We start from the raw sequence: 17,578 nt of genomic DNA on the forward strand, positions 1-17,578 counted from the left end.
ATACGGATGGTATCGAATAACGATACTGACGGTATCGTTATTCGAGGAGAAATTTATGAAACCAATTTTGGTATTAGCTACTTTGTTGTTCGGAAGTGTTGGATTGTTCGCAAAATCAGCATCTCCTTCGGGTGAAAAGGTTCTGGAAACTTTTTTCAGCGAATTTGGAAAAGGAAATGCGGCGGGTGTTTTGAATTGTTTCCATCCGCAAACAACGATTACGGCTGTGCGCAATGAAAATCGTTCCGAGAGCCAATTGTATGGAACCTATACGGGTATTTCCGGAGCTGAAGAGTTTTTAACGAACATGGGAACTCAATTGGATACCAAAAAATTCCAAGTTGATCAAATCGTAGGAAAAAAAGATTGGGTGTTTGCTAGTGGAAGTTTTTTACATATTTTGAAACAAACCGGTAAACCCTTTGAAAGTGAATGGGCTCTAAAAGTGCAAATCAAAGATGGTAAAATACTTTCTTACCATTTTTATGAAGACAGTGCCTCTTTTGTGGCTGCCTCTAAAAAATAAAGAAACCTTCGTTTGATCAACTGTTTTTAGTTCTAACCAACTTTGGGAAAAGTTAAGATCCATTAGCAAATGGGAATGTAGATATCTGTTATGCGTTTATCCGCCTGTTTTTCTAGTGGATTCAAATAACATTCCCAAGGTGGTTGGTTTTTTATCTTCCAAGGTGTGGTTCTGAAATAATCATTCAAAATCCAATTATAGATATTTGGTAAGTTATGGTAATTCCCTTGGTAACGAATCTGTAAATACTTTCCAGCAGGAATGGTTTGGATTCCAAATCCTTCTGGCAGTAGTTTCTGTAAGGGCCCAAAGGTAATTCCTAAATCAAATCGTATTTTTCCTTTAGGTGAAATTTCTGGATCATCTTGACTAATTCCAATCCACTTGTGGTTCGAGTATAAAGAATTCCAATTCAGAATTAACGATTGAATCGAAATGACTTCTTTACTTTCAGGAAGAGGACCTGGAAGTTCTTCGTAACTTCCTATATGACGGACATAGGCAATCGTAAAGGAAGATATTGTTTTTATTTGGAAACCAAATTTAGAAAGACCGTCTGGAAAAGTTTGGTGGTCTTTTGTGGAAAAGATTTTTTTCTTTTGATATTTTTTGCGAAACTCTGAAGGAGTAGATCCAATTACGCGTTTGAAGGCTTTCGAAAAAGCTTCATGAGATAAAAAACCGGCCTCTAGTGCAATTTCCAAAATGGGAAAGTTTGTGATTTTTAATTCGTAAGCTGCCTTTTCTAATCGTAATCTGCGAATGTATTCCTTAACATTTTCCCCTTGTATGGATTTAAACAAACGATGGAAATGCCAGTCACTATATCCGGTAAAAAAAGCAATTTGGTTTAAGCCAATAGTATCCTCTAGTTGTTTTTCCATTTTGTTCCAAACGGGATAGAGGTTGGGTGTCTGTGACAATTGAGAAACCTTTCTTTTTAGAAGAAAGATAGGAAAGGATCCTCAATTTGTCTTCTCTATTTTAATTAGAATTTCGTTCTTGAACGATATCAATTCCAATTCCATTGGGATCCACTAAAGTAAAATGGACATCACCCCAATCCTCTGTAGTGAGAGGTAGATCGATGGGCGCCTTGTTTTGTTTCATTGTTTCAAATTCTTTTTTTACGTCACTGGATTCGAAGATAAACCAAATTCCTTTTCCCTGGTAAGAATTTTGGAAGTAAGCTTTTTTCACCTGTTGTTGGTTAGGTTTCATAATTGCCAATTCCACTCCTGGCCGATTTGGTAAACATAACAAAACAAACCAATCTGATTCAAATTTTGTTTGTAACCCTAACCATTTTTCATAAAAAACTTTTGTTTCGCTTAATTTTTCAGTGATGATCCCCGTTTGGATTTGTTGGAACGCCATAGTTTCTCCTTGTGATCCTTCTATTATACAAGGGACCAAAATCTGTCCTGGATCATTTTTGCTATTTTGTTTGGGGCGCATCGCTTACGCGACCGGGCTCTTCGCTCCAATCTTTGCTTCGCAAAGGATTTCCACTTCGATCCCTTGCGCATTCTGGATTCCGAAATGAATCTGACGATTTACAAAACTAATGGATAGAACCACAGGAAAGTTTTTGACTAAATCATTTTTGTTCTATTTTAATACACTTTCTTCCTAAAATCCTTGCTGTCCGTTCTTCTTTGGAGCAATTGTATCCCGATTGTTCCGAATGAACGAGAAGAGATGAAAAAAGATTTTTTTCGTCTTGATTGAAGTTTGTTTCTTTCCCAATAGTTAAGATTGTAAATTCATTCGGAGATGTTTTTTTTAAGTTCTCTGAAAAATAATCGATTAGATTTTCTCTTCGAACACAAACCACTTTTTTATCAACTAACTCTAAGCCAAAACCCCCAGAGATTAATTCATTTGTTGTGACAATCAGGGAAGAATTAAATTGGGCTAACTCTTTACGCAATTTTTTTAATTCGATACTTGAAAAATAAAATATAGCGATGATTAAGAAGGAAAATAAGAACATCCATGTATAAATGGAATACAGTATCCATTTGTTTTTCTTTAGTTCGTCCATTTGTTCATTCAAAATGAATGTGAGTGGAAAAATTGTGACTACCAAGTATCTGCCTGTCAAAGTGATTCCATCGTTTGGTGATGTTATACCGGCAATCAAAAGATAGAGTATAACAATTAAAAGATGAAATAGAAGTTCCAAGTTTTGGAGAACTTGTTTTTTTCGTAGTTTAATGATTGCATATAGAAAAATGGGGCTTTGGAGAAAGAATCCTAAAGACCAACCATTGGCTCTCGGATAAGTAAATACCATGGAAAGAAATATTTTGATTTGGTCGTAAAATGTTTTATCTGAATTCCCAAAATTTGTGAGGTGCCTCGTTCCTAAGGGATGAGAGTAACTGAATGTATTCCAGAGGAGGAATAGAAATATAAATACCGCAAATAGGAGATAACGAACTGGATGAAGGGTTTTAAGGATAGGTTCTTTTTTTATAAAAACATGGATAAATGCGATCGTGGATTGGATGGCAAAAAAGAATAGAACACCTTCTAACCTAAACCAGATAGACAATCCAAGAAAAAGATTCCCGAGGATCCAATCTTCTTTTTTGTTCGTTAAAAATGCTTTAAAGAGAAAACTGTATCCATAACCTGTAAGGATGATGAATGGTCCATTTTCGGAAAAATCAACTAACAAAGGAAAAACAACTGTCCCTAAAGATACAATGACAAGGGTAGATATTTGAATCGAATTTTTTGTGAGTAGTTTTAAAAAAACGATAAGGAATAAAATATTAAAATAAGGGAGAATGGGAAAGGGTAAAAAACCAAACAAAGAGTATAGGAATGTAAGTGCGACAGGATATTGACCAAGCAATCGATTGTTATTTAAGAAAACAAATCCTTCGTTGAGTGGACTCAAAAGAAAGAGAGGATCAATGTCCTTTGCGGGATAAAGAATTCCTTCGGTAGACCAACCTTGTTTCCAAAGGGAAATAGTTTGGATCATTTTTACTAAAGGATCCGAAAGAAAATAACTATCTACACGTATCAACAATTGAATCAGCAGTAAAAAAAGAGAAATGGATATGGTGATGATTGCAGTTTTTCCAGGTCTTTTGAACATTTGTCTTTTATTTTGGAATTTTCTTAGGTTGGCAAATAGAAAATGGAATGGGGATTTAAAAAGGGGTGGGTCTTTATTTTAAACATATTTTACTTAGCTGCCCTCGTTAGAAAAGTTCTGTTTGGTTCATAAATTGTTTAGATTATGATTCTAATTTTCTTTACCAATACAAACTTTTAGTTCTTTTCTCTGAGATTTTATGGGCCGCATTGACAAGTCCCACATGACTGTAGGTTTGTGGAAAATTCCCCCACTGGTTTCCCGATAAGGATTCTATATCTTCGCTGAATAGACCCACATGGTTTGCATGGTCTGCTACAATTTGGAATAATTGAATGGCTTCGTCTAACCGATCCATACAAGCCAAAGTTTCAATGTACCAGAATGTACAAACTAAAAAAGTGGTTTCTGGTTTTCCAAAGTCATCCCTGTGTAAATATCGGTATAAAAATCCTTCTTCTGTTTTTAGCGTTTCTTCTATAGCTTTTAAATGTGACTTTGCTTTTTCAGACTTTGGATCCAAATATCCTAATGTAATGAGTTGTAACAAACTGGCATCTAGGTCTTTTTTTCCTTGTGCTTGTGTATAACAACCTAAAGTCGAATCAAAACAAGACTCAATGTTTTTTTCCGCTTCTTCCATTAATAATTCCGATTTTTTTTGAAGTTCTGTTTCTCCCAAGTTTTGGAGAATTTCCTTTGCCGCCTTTGCACCAACCCAATGGAACAAAAAAGTATAACAGTGTTTTTGTGAAAAATTGCGAAATTCCCAGAGCCCAGCATCTGATTCAGAAATTGTAAGTTCGATTTTATTTAGTATGTTTCTGATCAAGTTCAGATTATGAAATCTATTTTTTTCTGGAATCCTTTCATCTAAATAAAGTGGCAATAAAGAGAGAAGGATTTGTCCGTAGGCATCATTCTGTTTATGAGTATATGCGGAATTGCCAATGCGAACTGGTTTATTTCCTAAATAACCATCTAAAGAAAGTATTTTTTCTTCTAAGATGGATTCACCGAATATACTATACAATGGTTGGTATCTCCCATCTGCTGCACCTGGAGTCAAATTACTGATATATTGTGAATACATCTCTAACTCTTCGAATTGACCCAAATTAGTTAATGCATACAATGTATAAAAACCGTCACGTAACCAACAGTAACGATAGTCCCAATTTCTTCCAGATCCAGGAGCTTCTGGCAGGCTTGTAGTAGATGATGCAATGATAGCACCTGTATCTTGAAACTGGTGCAGTTTTAAACACAAGGCGGAACGTATTTGTTGTTTTTGAGCAAAATTAGGTATGGTGCAATGTTTTACCCAATTTTGCCAATAGGATTTTGTTTTTGTAAATTCAGATTCAATATAATTATCAATAGGACTTTCATTCGGTAACGATTCAAATAGACCAATAAAAATAGGTTGATTCAAATGAAAAAAATTTTCTTTTACAATTTGGTTTAAGGAAACATTAGATACAGTATGTATCTTAAATTCTGCAGAATCAAATAATATATGATCAGAAAGAACTTTCGGAAACATGGTTTCCATTCCATAATCGTACGTCGGAGAAATTCGAATTTTTATTTTCACCTCACCTTCTAGGGGAATGATTTTTCTGTATAAATTTCTTTTGTATTGTAATTTCCCATTTTCATAATATCTGGGTGCAAAATCTATCACAGCAAAAGAACCGGATTCTGTATGGATTTCCGTTCGAAGGATATTTGTATTTTCTATATAAACTTGCGAGGTGCGGATTAAATTTGTATTGGGAATAATGGAAAAGTTTCCACATTTTTTATCGAGAAGGGATCCAAATATTGGAGAACTGTCAAAGTTCGGCCAACATAACCATACAATTTCGGCGTTGGTATTGATATGTGCAATATAACTACCATTCCCTATAATTCCAGAATTGTATTTATGATGTTTCATTATTTTTCCTTATTAAAAAAAACGATTAAATTTTTTATCCATAAACTGACATCGTCTGGGTCTCGAAACCTGTACTTTGCAATGGTTTCTGATTTACCAATTTTTACGGTAACCACGGATTCATTCATTTCGCGAAACATATCCTCATCAGTGGTATCATCTCCAAAGATAAATATATTTAAGTCTTCGTTAGGTAAAATTTTCAAAGCGGCTTTGCCTTTCCCAGTTCCATACTCACGAACTTCGATGATTTTATTTCCTCTTTGTACAAAAAATCCGCTGTTTGAAGAAACTTGAGAAAGTTCGTCTAACATTTCTCTGGCGGCATTGAGACCAATATCTGGATCCGCATTTCTAAAATGCCACACAAGAGAAAAATCTTTTTCTTCAGTAAAAGAACCAGGAACACGTTTGGTAAATTCATCCAGATGGTTTTTGATTTGAGATTTCCATTCACCAGACGAGGTGAATAATGAATTCCAACTGGGACTAGTGGGAGGTTTATGCCATGCTCCATGTTCTGCGACTAAATGGATTGGGATCTCAGCAAAAATTGTTTCTAAAAATAATTTATCGCGCCCGCTAATAATGGCGATGGATACTTGATCAAAATTTAATAATTCTTTTAGGTTTTCGATCAACTCTGGTTTTGGTGTCGCTAAATGAGGTAAGGATTCAAAGGGGACTAAAGTTCCATCATAATCAAATATGATAAAGATTGGTTTGTTGGTTTTAGGAAGTAAAATGTCAGAAGAAGGAGAGATTGACTTCGTCTGGAAAGATAAATTTTTCTTGGCTGCATCCTCGGTTTCTATGTAAATTTTCTCTGCCCAACTTTTTACAGAATTTTCAGAGAGTCTTTTTGTCATGATTTGATTTCGGGAATGAATTTCATCCGGTACCATTTTAATGGCTTCTAAAATTGCATCTGCCATACTTTGTAAATCATTTGGATTTACAAGAATCGCTTCAGGAAGTTCTGCAGACGCCCCTGCCATTTCACTCAAAACCAAAATTCCACAGTCCTGCGAAACCAAAAATTCTTTTGCTACGAGATTCATTCCATCTCGGAACGGGGTAACCAACATAACATGAGTATTTTTGTAAAGTGGTACCAATTCCTCAAAGGGAAATCCTTTGTATTGGTAAAGAATCGGTGTCCAATCTAAGGTTCCAAAACTTCCATTGATCGCGCCGATCTTTTCGTCAATCGCTCGTTTCATTGTCTGGTAGGAAGAAACATCTGTTCTCGAAGGAACAAGGATTAGAACTAATTTACATTTTCGAATCCAATGTGGATTTTGTTTTAAAAATAGTTCGAAGGCATTTAATCTTTGTAATACTCCTTTCGTATAATCCAGGCGATCCACCGAAAGAATTTGTTTTAGATTTTTATGATTCACATTGATAGAGTTTGCAATTTGATTGCATTCTTTCGATTGGGAATAATTACGAAATTGTTCCACATTGATACCCATAGGGAAAGCGCCTGTTTTTGTTAGGTGGTTTTTGTGGAAAACAATTCCCCTTTCATTTTCGATTCCCAGACATCGAAGGAGTGTCCTAAGAAAATATTGAGTATAACTTTGTGTATGAAATCCAATAAGATCGGCTCCGAGAATTCCGTTTAAAATTCTGGTTCGAAACCTTTCGGGCATCAAACGAAAAATTTCAAAAGTGGGGAAGGGGATGTGTAGAAAAAAAGAAAGGAGTATGTTTGGAAAAATATTACGTAACATTCCTGGTAACAAAAAAAGATGGTAGTCATGAACCCATACCCAATCCCCAGGTTCATAAAAATTTGTAATTACCTTTGCAAATTCCTCGTTGGCTTCGATGTAAGATTCAAAGGTGATGTCAGAGTATTCACAATTCGCTATAAAATAATGAAATAACGGCCAAATCGTTTTGTTGCAAAATCCATTGTAAAATGAATCAGCTAACTTTTGTTTGAGAAAAACGGGAATGGTCCCAAATTCATTTCTCATCTTTTCTGAATAAGAAATTTGTTCTTTGTCTGGGATGGATTTACCTGGCCAGCCCACCCAAAGGACTTCATTCCCCGCTGATTTCCATTCTGATAAAAAACTAGAAAGGCCCGTTGCAAGCCCGCCGACACTAGGAGTGCCATCCCATTGGACTGGTAGCCGATTGGATACAAGGATCAGTCTCATGATTCTATGAGATCAAAACTAAATGAGAAGGCAAGGGGTTTACTAAAAAAATGGATTCTAAACTTACTGCATAAATTTTGAATTGAAGCGAGAAAGGGAGTCTCTTTGGTTTGATTTAATATATAATCAACTTAGACTATACAAGAATACAAATGTTCCTATTTTTTTGTCCCACCGTATAGAAATATAAGTTTTCAATAAAAGCAATTCTTCCTATTTCACAATCATCGGATGGAACTTTTCAATTCTTCTAAAGCCCAGATTTTTTTAGCATAAAAAATCATTCTCTCAAAGTTTTCATTTCCTATATGGATTTTGTCTTTTGAATTTTTGGTTTTTATAAGAACAGAAAGATCGTTTTTAAATTTTTTCATGCATTGGTTTTGGCCAATGTTTTGTGTAGTTTCTAATCCGATTATTTTTTGGAAACAATCGATCTTTTCTTTGCAAATGGAATCCAATCCATAGGAATCGATGGGGCAGGATACGTAAATGGAGAAGTCTGGATTCTTTCGGCAATAACATCCAAAATAAGTTTTATCATATGTGGATTGAATTTTGGCGGAAATGTTTTGGGAAAAGGAAGTAGGGTTTGTATTTTGGTTATGCTCTGCGAACGATCGCCGACGAATTTCTTGCCTGTAGTTAGCATCAGTCACACATTCATAAGGGAATTCTAAACAAGTATCAATCAGGCGATCGTCGCTTAAGGCTGTAATTTCTGAATTGGGTTTTTGACTCCAAACTTTTATAGGAAATAACGGATCTTTTGGTTGGTGATAACTTGTCTTTACTCTGTTGCGATCCATTTCTGATTTAACTTGTGTTAAAATTTCAGAATCCATCAAGTGAGATTCACGAACCACCATCATCGGAAGGTCAGCTTGGAGTTTCGGTTTTTCCTTTTGTATATTCGTATACCATTTTTGTTTGGATTCAGAATCAAAATAAATGAGATACCCAGTGATATGGTACTGATCGCATTCGCGTTTGCCAAAAAAAGGTAACAGTAGAAGCGACCAAAGATAATCATTGGATTTATAAATTCTTAAATCTTCGATTGCATCAAATGGTTCTTTGTATAAAAAATCTCTTCTAAATTTTCCGTCTTCCCAAATGGAAACGATTTGCCTATATTTCAAATGGTCCGTTGGGAAAAGAGGGTATAAATCGCAGGCTGTGGTGATAAAAGGCAAACGGTTTGTTATTTTATATTCCTTTTTCTCGTAGGTCACTTGCTGCAAAGTTTGGTAGTTTGTACAACCGACACAAACAAGAAAGGCGAGGATTAATAATATTCGATGCATAGAAATCCGGAAGATTCTTGTACCGAAACAATCATTCGTTCATCAATCAGATCTAATGTTTTATTTATATCTACATGGGTTGGTTCGCAGATTCTTTTTTTCTTAAGTTTTGAATTTATGTTTTTGGTATGATCGACAACGACTGTTCCAAGTTTGATGACGTTCCCACGAAAATTGGGTATGGTGTTGAAATTTCCAGATTTTTCATCATAGTAGACTCGATTGCGGTTCATGGCTGAACTTATATTACCCAATCCATGAAAACTAGGACCAAAGATACAGTTTTGGAAGCAAAACAGAAATAAGGTGGCGATTATTTTCATTTTCTGGAAAATGTAAAGGAGTTTGAGAAATTAAATCAACTTTTTTTTATATGAAAGTCTCATTCGGTTCTCGATCATCTTAGCCAAAGTTTAAAAAAGGATTTCAGTTCGATGAAATTTTCAGAATTAGATCATGTGATTTTAAAGTGGAATCTACACTATGAGGACGATGGTGTGGGAGATTTAACTGCCGGAACATGGGGCGTGATTGTCGATTTGAATGAACAAAATTCAAATTGGGCCACTGTTGAATTTTTCGAGCGGGAAGTGAACGAGGAAGGATTTTGGGATACGATTTGTGTGATATGCGTTAAATTGTCTTTGCTCGAGTTGACTAAAAAAAGATACGCCAAGCTAAGCCTTTAGTGTATATTTCCTGCGCCAGGGCTCCGGAGGGCGTAAGGTCCGAAGGACGGGAGCGAAAGCGCACCCCGCAGGAGTCCGGTCCATTTTTGATTCGATTTTCGATTTTAAACGAAAGCGGAGGCGCCCCCAACCTTCTTTTCAAATCTTAAGAATTCCTTTCCCCTTGACAATCTGCCCAAATTCCAAATTCTGACAGGGAAGCTTGACAAAGGTGCTTTTGGATGAACAAAACCCAAATCGGGAACCTACTTTTGGTGCTTTTTTTGGGACTGATGGCGGGAGCTGTGGCGGGAGTGGTCATTGACCGACTTCTTGGCACAAACTATCTCTCTCGGTATTTGTTTGAATCCCCAGTATCTCTTGAGCTTTACATAATTAAAGTCGAGTTCCAGCTAACCCCTGCAAGTATCGTTGGTCTTGTAGCGTCTGGATATCTCGCACTAAAAAAGGGGTAACTATGTCAGTAATTTCCATGAAAAGTCTGCTAGAAGCAGGCGTACATTTCGGTCACCAAACACGTCGTTGGAATCCAAAAATGAGTCCGTATGTTTATACAGCTCGTAACGGGATCCACATCATTGACCTTCAAAAAACAGTTCAAAAAACTAAAGAAGCATACGATGCATTAAAAAAACTTACCGGTCAAGGTAAGAAAGTTCTTTTTGTAGGAACTAAAAAACAAGCTCGTGGCGCCATTGAAAGAGCCGCACAAGCGTGCAGTATGTACTATGTATCTAACCGTTGGTTAGGTGGACTTCTTACTAACTGGAATACAGTTAAAAAATCCATTGCTCGTTTGAAAAGACTCGAACAAATGGAAGAGAATAACTCTTTCGAACAAGAAGCTCGTACTAAAAAAGAAGCACTTTCTCTCAAACGTGAATTAGAAAAACTCCGCCAAACACTCGGTGGGATTAAAGATATGGCTGTTGTGCCAGAAATTCTTTTTGTGATCGATCCTAAAAAAGAAGAAATTGCTGTGAGTGAAGCCAAAAAACTTGGTTTGAAAGTGTTTGCAGTGATTGATACTAACTGTGATCCAGAACCAATCGATTACCCAATTCCAGGTAACGATGATGCGATTCGTGCAATTTCTTTATTCCTTGATACTATGGCAAATGCTGTACTCGAAGGAACAGGGGGAGAAGTCATTCAAACTAATTTTGCTGAAGATATGGACGCAGAACAACTCGCTCTTGAATACCAAGGTGAGTATGATGAGTCCGGAAAATTCATTATGGACGATGAACTTCCTCCAGTAGCAAAAGACATTCCTTTAGATCCAGAAGCAGCTAAAAAAGCAGCGGAAGAGGCAGCAGCCGCAGGAATTACAACTCCAGCAGTAGAAGCTCCCGTTGCAGCAGCAGAAGAAGTAAAACCAACAACAGAGGTGAAAGAGTAATGGCAGTTAGCTCCGAACAAATTAAAGATCTCCGCGAACGTACAGGCGCGGGGATGATGGACTGCAAAAAAGCTTTGGAAGAAAACGGTGGCGATGTTGATAAATCGGTCACTTACTTACGTGAAAAAGGTTTAGCAAAAGCAGCAAAACGCGCTGGTCGTGAGACTGGTGAAGGGAAAGTAATCGCATACATCCACGGAACAGGAAAAACAGGAGTTCTACTCGAACTCAATTGTGAAACTGACTTCGTTGCGAACAATGAAGCGTTTGAAGCTCTTGGAAAAGAGATTGCTCTTCAAATCACTGCGATGAACCCACTTTATGTAAACGAAGAATCTATCCCTAAGTCAGAAATCGACAGTGAGATGAGTGTTCAAAAAGCCCTTCTCGAACAAGAAGGCAAAAAACCAGAACAAATCGAAAAGATCCTTCCTGGTAAAATGAAAAAATACTTTGAAGAGATTTGTCTCATCCACCAAAAATCGATTCGTGACAACTCCAAAACCATCAATGACCTTCTCCAAGAAGCCATTGCGAAATTTGGAGAGAACATTACTGTTGGTAGGTTCTCGAGGTTCCAAGTAGGTGGGAACTAGTCCGCGTTTCAAAAGAATTTTAATCAAACTCTCCGGCGAGGCTCTTGCCGGTGAGGGTGAACTTGGTATTGATACCAATAAAACATTTTCGCTCGCTGGTCAAATTAAGGAAGTTCATGACTTAGGTCTTGAAGTTGCCGTAGTGGTTGGTGGGGGAAATATGATCCGTGGCGAAACTTTAGCCAAGTCCGGAATGGACCGAGCGACAGCAGACTACATGGGAATGCTTGGCACCATTATGAATGGTCTCGCCTTACAAGATGCATGTGAAAAACAAGGGATGTTTACCCGAGTTCTTTCGGCCATCGAAATGAAATCTGTTGCTGAACCTTATATTCGTAGACGTGCGGTTCGCCATTTAGAAAAAAATCGTGTTATTATATTTGCCGGTGGGACAGGAAATCCGTATTTTACAACGGATACAACTGCATCACTTCGTGCAGTGGAAGTAGGGTGTGAAGTCATCCTTAAAGCCACAAAAGTGGACGGTGTGTACACTGCGGATCCAAAAAAAGACCCAGATGCAAAACGTTACCTTCAGGTTTCCTTTATGGAGTCCATCAAACACCGCCTAAAGGTGATGGATTCAACTGCTTTGAGTCTCTGTATGGACAATAATATGCCCATTATAGTTTTTGATATCTTTAAGACGGGAAATTTAAGGAAACTGATCGATGGAGAAACTATCGGTACGTTAATCTCCAATTCAGAGGAAGTGATTCTAGATGGTAGATGAAATTATAAAATCCATGCAGTCCAAAATGGACAAAACTGTTGACGCTTTGAAAAAAGACTTCGGTACGATTCGTACGGGAAAAGCAAATCCTATGATGGTGGAAGATGTGAGAGTGGACTATTATGGAACACTCACACCCTTAAACCAACTTGGTAAAATTGCCTGTCCAGAACCTCGTGTGATTCTCATTACTCCTTTTGAAAAAGGAATGTTGAAAGATATCGAAAAAGCGATTTTTGCCGCAAGTCTTGGTCTTACCCCCAATAACGATGGTTCTAGCATTCGCATTAATATCCCTGAGCTAACAGGGGAAAGACGGAAAGAACTCGCAAAAGTAGTCAAACAAAAAGGCGAAGAAAAAAAAGTTGCGATTCGTAACATCCGTCGTGATGCCAACGATGAATTAAAAAAACACCAGGCAGAAATGTCCCAAGATGAAGTGAAAGGTCACCAAGATAAGATTCAAAAAATTACGGATTCTTATATTGCCAAATTGGGAGAATTGGAAAAGGAAAAAGAAAAAGAGATCACTACTCTTTAATTTCCTATGAAGTTTAATACGATCCCAGCGCACATTGCTGTCATCATGGACGGAAATGGAAGGTGGGCCGAAAGCCAAGGGAAAAAAAGAACCGAAGGCCATAGAGAAGGGGCGAACGCAATCGATCGCCTTTTGGATGTGGCTTTGGAATATAAAATCCCCAACATTTCTCTTTATGCATTTTCCACAGAAAACTGGAAACGCCCCATCACCGAAATCCAGGCCATCTTTGGTTTGTTAGTTGAGTTTATTGAAACACGACTAAATACCATCCACGAAAAAGGGATCAGAATCCATCACAGTGGCGCGAGAAACAAACTTTCCAAAACAGTTTTAACTAAGATTGACCACGCTATGGCGGTCACAAAAAAGAATAAAAAACTCACTGCCAACTTTTGTTTGAACTACGGTGGACACGAAGAGATTTTGAGTAACTTTTCTCGGATCATGGCAGTGCGGAAGTCCAAAAAAGAAACTTTAGACAAACCCATAAGCCCTAAAGAATTTGAAAAATATTTGTATACATCTCCTTTACCACCCGTAGATTTATTGATCAGAACTGCGGGAGAACAAAGGATTTCCAATTTCCTTTTATGGCAGAGTGCGTATGCTGAAATGTATTTTACAAATACACTTTGGCCGGACTTTGGAAGAACCTCTTTGGAGGAAGCCCTTCTATTTTTTGATTCCCGAAAACGTAAATTTGGTGGTTTGTTATGAGTGAGACAACACTCCGTATCCTTTCTGCAATTGTATTAACATTTGTATATGTGTTTATGATCTTCCATAGTTCTTGGTATTACCTTGAGTTCTTTTTGTTCGGTTGTACTTTGATTTATTTGGGTTTAAAAGAACTTTATGGATTTTGTAAAAGAGAAGATTCCAAACCCTTTTTTGGAACAGGCCTTCTTTTTTCGATTTTAATTTTTGCTGTATATTACATCCAATTTTTAGGAATGCAGTTCGAGGTGACACCTCCTGCAAATATTCTTGAAATATCAAAAATTCTCAGAGAGAGTTTCCACCCTGTTCCTTTTTTACTCATAGCACTTTCGCTTACTGTTTGGATTTTACAGATCCTGAAACGCCCGTTAGATGGTGCTCTCTTTTCTGTGGGAGCAACTATGTTGGGTCCCATCTATTTGGCCATTCCTATGGGTCATTTTTTACTCCTCCTCGCATTTCCTTTTGGAGCCTATTATATCTTTTTAGTTTCAGTCATTACTTTTATGAGTGATGCTGGAGCCTACTTTGGTGGTCGTTGGTTTGGAAAACATCCTGCTGGTTTAAAGATCTCTCCTAAAAAAACTTGGGAAGGATATTTGACGGGAAATATTACCGCCGTTCTCGGCGTACAAATTCTCAATGTCACTTGGGAACATTTTAGTGGCGTGAAATTACCGATTGGTGTTTTGGAATCTGTGATTCTTGCCTTTGTTGTTTCGATCATTTCTGTGATGGGAGATTTGGCGGAATCGGCGATGAAACGAGATGCCAAAATCAAAGACTCTGGGAATCTAATTCCAGGTCATGGTGGGGTCCTCGATTTAGCGGATGCACTCCTTTTTACTGTCCCTGTGATTTACTATTACTTTCTATTTAAGGGAATCCTCGGATACCCGGTCTGATTCTTTTGTCGAGATCGGTCTAACAGTTACATGGTTGGAGTATCTGTATTAGGAATTTCTGGTTCTGTTGGTTCTTCCACAGTGAAGGTTCTACGCCAATTTAGAGATTCCTTTTCTTTGCGTAGTTTTTCAGTCCATTCCAACCTGGAACTTGCCAAAACTCTGATAGATGAATTTTCTCCGGAAGTAGTGTCTATTACCGATTCTAAGTTAGAGGGAAAGTTCGGATCAAAATATAAGTCCACTACCATTCTCTATGGGGAAGATTCTCTTTCTGATTTAGTGCAATTGGCCACTGTGGATGTTGTTGTCACAGCTGTTGTTGGGGCACGCGGGGTAAAACCTACAATTGCGGCCATCGAAGCTGGTAAAAAAATAGCCATTGCCAATAAAGAGACACTTGTGACCTTTGGGCCACTGATCAACCGTTTGGTGGCAAAACATAATACCCTTATGGTTCCTGTGGATTCCGAACACAATGCACTTTTTCAATTGATTGAAAGAGAAAAAAGATCCAATATCCGTGCCATCACTCTCACGGCTTCTGGTGGGAGTTTTCGCACACTTCCCATAGAAGAATTGGAACATGTATCCGTAAAACAGGCGTTAAACCATCCTACTTGGTCTATGGGTCCGAAGATCACAGTCGATTCGGCAGGACTTATCAACAAAGGCCTCGAAGTCATCGAAGCTCATTTTTTGTTTGGCTTCTCTTATGATGAAATTGAGGTGGTGATTCACCCGCAGTCTCTGACTCATGGAATCATTGAAACAATGGACGGTGCTTGTTTGCAATACACAAGCCATCCCGATATGATTTATCCCATTGCTCATTCTTTATTTTATCCGACTCCCACACCCAAGATGCTTATCGAACGAAAACCATCCACTTGGAAAACCTTGGAATTTTTTCCACCAGATCTAAGTCGGTATCCAGGTCTCAAACTTGCTTACCAAGCAGGAAGAGCAGGTGGTGTGGCACCTTCCGTATTCAATGCGGCCAATGAAGAAGCTGTGGCATTATTTTTAGAGGAACGGATTTCCTTTACCGCCATACCTAAGTTCATCGAATCCGCATTAAATAAAATTTCCAATTCTTTCCCTGATGATTTGGAAGGGTATTTAGAAAAAGATAGGGAAACTCGTAGTTATATTCAAAAAGATTTTGTGAAGGGGGGAGTGACTATATGATCGTAATGATACTCGGCGCCGTATTTATGTTAGCGGTTTCTATTTTTATCCATGAATTGGGGCACCTCTTATGTGGGAAATTGGTCGGAGTGGAAGCTCGGATTTTTTCGTTAGGTTATGGAAAAGGGATTTGGAAAAAAAGAATTGGGAAAACCATCTACCAAATCACAGCCATCCCAATCGGTGGGTATGTGCTTTTTCGTGGAGATGACTACAGCAAAAACAAAAAACCAAGGCAAGGGGATTTACTTTCCACACCACCACTTCGCAGAATGATTCCTGTCCTTGGAGGCCCTTTCGCCAATTTAGTGTTAGGTTTTGTTTTGTTGTTTATTTTGGAACTATCGGGAGACAGTCCATCTTCCAATCGCATATTCATTGAAGATGCCAATAAAGTATCAAGTCCTGCTTATACTGCGGGTCTTCGTACAGGGGACCAAATTGTTTCCATCAATGGGAAAAAAACGGAAAGTTTTGAAGATATATTCACCAATGTGAGTTTGACTTCGGGAGATCCGGTGGAGGTTACCTTTAAAAGAGAGGAGGAAACCAAATCCGTACAAATTGTACCAAATTTATATTCTGCTGGCGGTCATCCCACAATTGGTGTGATGCCTTACGGCGAAAGGCGTGTTGTGGCAACCTTTACCTACGGGGAACAAATCAGCCACTTTATGGCAAACTTACTCGATCGTGATGATAAATCTTCTCTTTACTTCCAAGAAAAAATCGAAGAACGAAAGGATGAAATTCCTGAAGAACTCTTAAAACAAAGAGAAGTTGCAGAAAGAGAAAAATCCCTACGCAGACGAGCTCTCTCTTTTTTGAAAGACGGGGATATGATTTTACAAGTGGCTGGCGTGGATGTTCATACCGTTCCTGAATTACAAACGGAACTAGGAAAACACCAAGGGAAAACAATTCCTGTCGTTGTAGAAAGAAAAACCTATCCACTCCTTACACCTTGGGCCACCGAAACTGTGACCATCCAGATACCCGTGTTAGGTGCCAATGTTTTCGAGTTTTGGGATATCAAACATCCTAAATTTTCAGAATTAGGAATTTCTTATTTTCGATTGGATAGTTATGATGCAGAAATTGAGAATCGACTTTCGAATCTAAAAATCCAAGACAAAACCTTTATTACGGCGGACTCTCTTTCTGAATATTTGAATAACAATTCTGGACGAAAGGATATCTGGATTGGGAACATGAAGTATTCCGCTGATATCAATCTGAAACCTATTGGACTTCTGGGTTTTCGAGCTTCAATGAAATTTGAAGCCGAGAAGTTGCAAAAAGAATCTACCATATATTCCTCGTTTGTTGGTGCTTCGAATAAAGTCTATGAAAACGTATCCACTACCTTAAAAGGAATTGGGATGTTGTTTTCTGGTCTTCTTTCTCCTAAAGAAAATTTATCTGGCCCGATTGGGATCGTACAAATTGCAGGAATCAGTCTGGAATATGGTTGGGCGACCTATCTTGACTTTGTTGCAAAAATTTCCCTAGCCCTAATGGTGATGAATTTGTTACCCATCCCTATGGCTGACGGCGGACACATTGTACTCTATGCCTATGAAGCCATTACGGGAAGGCCACTCCCCAGAAAAGCCATTGAGGCCATTTTTCGAGTGGGATTTTTCTTTCTCATTGGTCTTGGACTTTATGTTTCCTTCAATGATGTGATGCGTATTTTTTAATTCCTGACTAAACAAGTGATCTATAAAT

Annotated in this window: 18 protein-coding genes; 11 read left to right on the plus strand and 7 right to left on the minus strand. The window is 37.9% G+C overall.

Annotated features, from left to right (window positions below; translation table 11 throughout):
- Positions 1 to 55: 55 nt before the first annotated feature.
- The gene (locus LEP1GSC199_RS04835) at positions 56 to 526 is read left to right on the plus strand and encodes a nuclear transport factor 2 family protein (protein ID WP_002978453.1); all 471 of its coding nucleotides are present in this window, start codon (positions 56 to 58) and stop codon (positions 524 to 526) included.
- A gap of 62 nt (positions 527 to 588) precedes the next feature.
- Here LEP1GSC199_RS04835 and LEP1GSC199_RS04840 read toward each other — a convergent pair whose 3' ends face one another.
- The 7 genes from LEP1GSC199_RS04840 to LEP1GSC199_RS04870 form a co-directional block, all read right to left on the minus strand.
- Positions 589 to 1,410, minus strand: a complete 822-nt coding sequence (locus tag LEP1GSC199_RS04840; protein ID WP_051999729.1) for an AraC family transcriptional regulator — start codon at positions 1,408 to 1,410, stop codon at positions 589 to 591.
- A gap of 100 nt (positions 1,411 to 1,510) precedes the next feature.
- Positions 1,511 to 1,903, minus strand: a complete 393-nt coding sequence (locus tag LEP1GSC199_RS04845; protein ID WP_002978329.1) for a VOC family protein — start codon at positions 1,901 to 1,903, stop codon at positions 1,511 to 1,513.
- A gap of 223 nt (positions 1,904 to 2,126) precedes the next feature.
- Positions 2,127 to 3,641, minus strand: a complete 1,515-nt coding sequence (locus LEP1GSC199_RS04850) for an LA_3751/LA_3752 family putative glycosyltransferase (RefSeq protein WP_002978491.1) — start codon at positions 3,639 to 3,641, stop codon at positions 2,127 to 2,129.
- A 160-nt stretch (positions 3,642 to 3,801) separates the two neighbouring features.
- On the minus strand, positions 3,802 to 5,583 hold the full coding sequence (locus LEP1GSC199_RS04855) for a glycoside hydrolase family 15 protein (RefSeq protein WP_002978449.1): 1,782 nt from the start codon (positions 5,581 to 5,583) through the stop codon (positions 3,802 to 3,804).
- A complete protein-coding gene (locus LEP1GSC199_RS04860) occupies positions 5,583 to 7,757 on the minus strand; it encodes a bifunctional alpha,alpha-trehalose-phosphate synthase (UDP-forming)/trehalose-phosphatase (RefSeq protein ID WP_002978403.1) in 2,175 nt (724 codons plus the stop codon). Before LEP1GSC199_RS04860 ends, LEP1GSC199_RS04855 begins: the two co-directional genes overlap by 1 nt.
- A 224-nt stretch (positions 7,758 to 7,981) precedes the next feature.
- Positions 7,982 to 9,064, minus strand: a complete 1,083-nt coding sequence (locus tag LEP1GSC199_RS04865; RefSeq protein ID WP_002978175.1) for a hypothetical protein — start codon at positions 9,062 to 9,064, stop codon at positions 7,982 to 7,984.
- On the minus strand, positions 9,046 to 9,297 hold the full coding sequence (locus LEP1GSC199_RS04870) for a hypothetical protein (protein WP_135657194.1): 252 nt from the start codon (positions 9,295 to 9,297) through the stop codon (positions 9,046 to 9,048). Before LEP1GSC199_RS04870 ends, LEP1GSC199_RS04865 begins: the two co-directional genes overlap by 19 nt.
- Positions 9,298 to 9,498: 201 nt before the next feature.
- Between LEP1GSC199_RS04870 and LEP1GSC199_RS04875 the strand changes: the two genes are divergently transcribed.
- From LEP1GSC199_RS04875 to LEP1GSC199_RS04920, 10 genes are all read left to right on the plus strand, one after another.
- On the plus strand, positions 9,499 to 9,753 hold the full coding sequence (locus tag LEP1GSC199_RS04875; protein WP_039926112.1) for a hypothetical protein: 255 nt from the start codon (positions 9,499 to 9,501) through the stop codon (positions 9,751 to 9,753).
- A 221-nt stretch (positions 9,754 to 9,974) separates the two neighbouring features.
- Positions 9,975 to 10,208: a hypothetical protein gene (locus LEP1GSC199_RS04880; RefSeq protein WP_002978348.1), complete on the plus strand. Its 234-nt coding sequence runs from the start codon at positions 9,975 to 9,977 to the stop codon at positions 10,206 to 10,208.
- Between the two features lie 2 nt (positions 10,209 to 10,210).
- A complete protein-coding gene (gene rpsB, locus LEP1GSC199_RS04885) occupies positions 10,211 to 11,155 on the plus strand; it encodes a 30S ribosomal protein S2 (RefSeq protein ID WP_039926114.1) in 945 nt (314 codons plus the stop codon).
- Positions 11,155 to 11,751: a translation elongation factor Ts gene (gene tsf / locus LEP1GSC199_RS04890; RefSeq protein WP_002978535.1), complete on the plus strand. Its 597-nt coding sequence runs from the start codon at positions 11,155 to 11,157 to the stop codon at positions 11,749 to 11,751. Before rpsB ends, tsf begins: the two co-directional genes overlap by 1 nt.
- Complete coding sequence (gene pyrH, locus LEP1GSC199_RS04895; protein WP_002978165.1) at positions 11,741 to 12,487, plus strand: UMP kinase; 747 nt, start codon at positions 11,741 to 11,743, stop codon at positions 12,485 to 12,487. Before tsf ends, pyrH begins: the two co-directional genes overlap by 11 nt.
- Positions 12,477 to 13,028 carry a ribosome recycling factor gene (gene frr, locus LEP1GSC199_RS04900; protein WP_002978380.1) on the plus strand — a complete coding sequence of 184 codons (552 nt, stop codon included), beginning with the start codon at positions 12,477 to 12,479 and terminating at the stop codon, positions 13,026 to 13,028. The genes pyrH and frr overlap by 11 nt, the downstream gene beginning before the upstream one ends.
- Before the next feature lie 45 nt (positions 13,029 to 13,073).
- Entirely contained in the window at positions 13,074 to 13,748 is a 675-nt protein-coding gene (locus tag LEP1GSC199_RS04905; protein WP_002978365.1) for an isoprenyl transferase, read from the plus strand.
- Positions 13,745 to 14,656, plus strand: a complete 912-nt coding sequence (locus LEP1GSC199_RS04910) for a phosphatidate cytidylyltransferase (protein ID WP_002978463.1) — start codon at positions 13,745 to 13,747, stop codon at positions 14,654 to 14,656. The genes LEP1GSC199_RS04905 and LEP1GSC199_RS04910 overlap by 4 nt, the downstream gene beginning before the upstream one ends.
- Positions 14,657 to 14,686: 30 nt before the next feature.
- Positions 14,687 to 15,847, plus strand: a complete 1,161-nt coding sequence (dxr, locus tag LEP1GSC199_RS04915; protein ID WP_002978351.1) for a 1-deoxy-D-xylulose-5-phosphate reductoisomerase — start codon at positions 14,687 to 14,689, stop codon at positions 15,845 to 15,847.
- Positions 15,844 to 17,550, plus strand: coding sequence for a site-2 protease family protein (locus tag LEP1GSC199_RS04920; RefSeq protein ID WP_002978520.1), 1,707 nt, complete (start codon positions 15,844 to 15,846; stop codon positions 17,548 to 17,550). The genes dxr and LEP1GSC199_RS04920 overlap by 4 nt, the downstream gene beginning before the upstream one ends.
- Positions 17,551 to 17,578: the final 28 nt, after the last annotated feature.

Origin of the sequence: Leptospira vanthielii serovar Holland str. Waz Holland = ATCC 700522, from assembly GCF_000332455.1 — a bacterium.
GTDB classification, from domain to species: Bacteria; Spirochaetota; Leptospiria; order Leptospirales; family Leptospiraceae; genus Leptospira_A; species Leptospira_A vanthielii.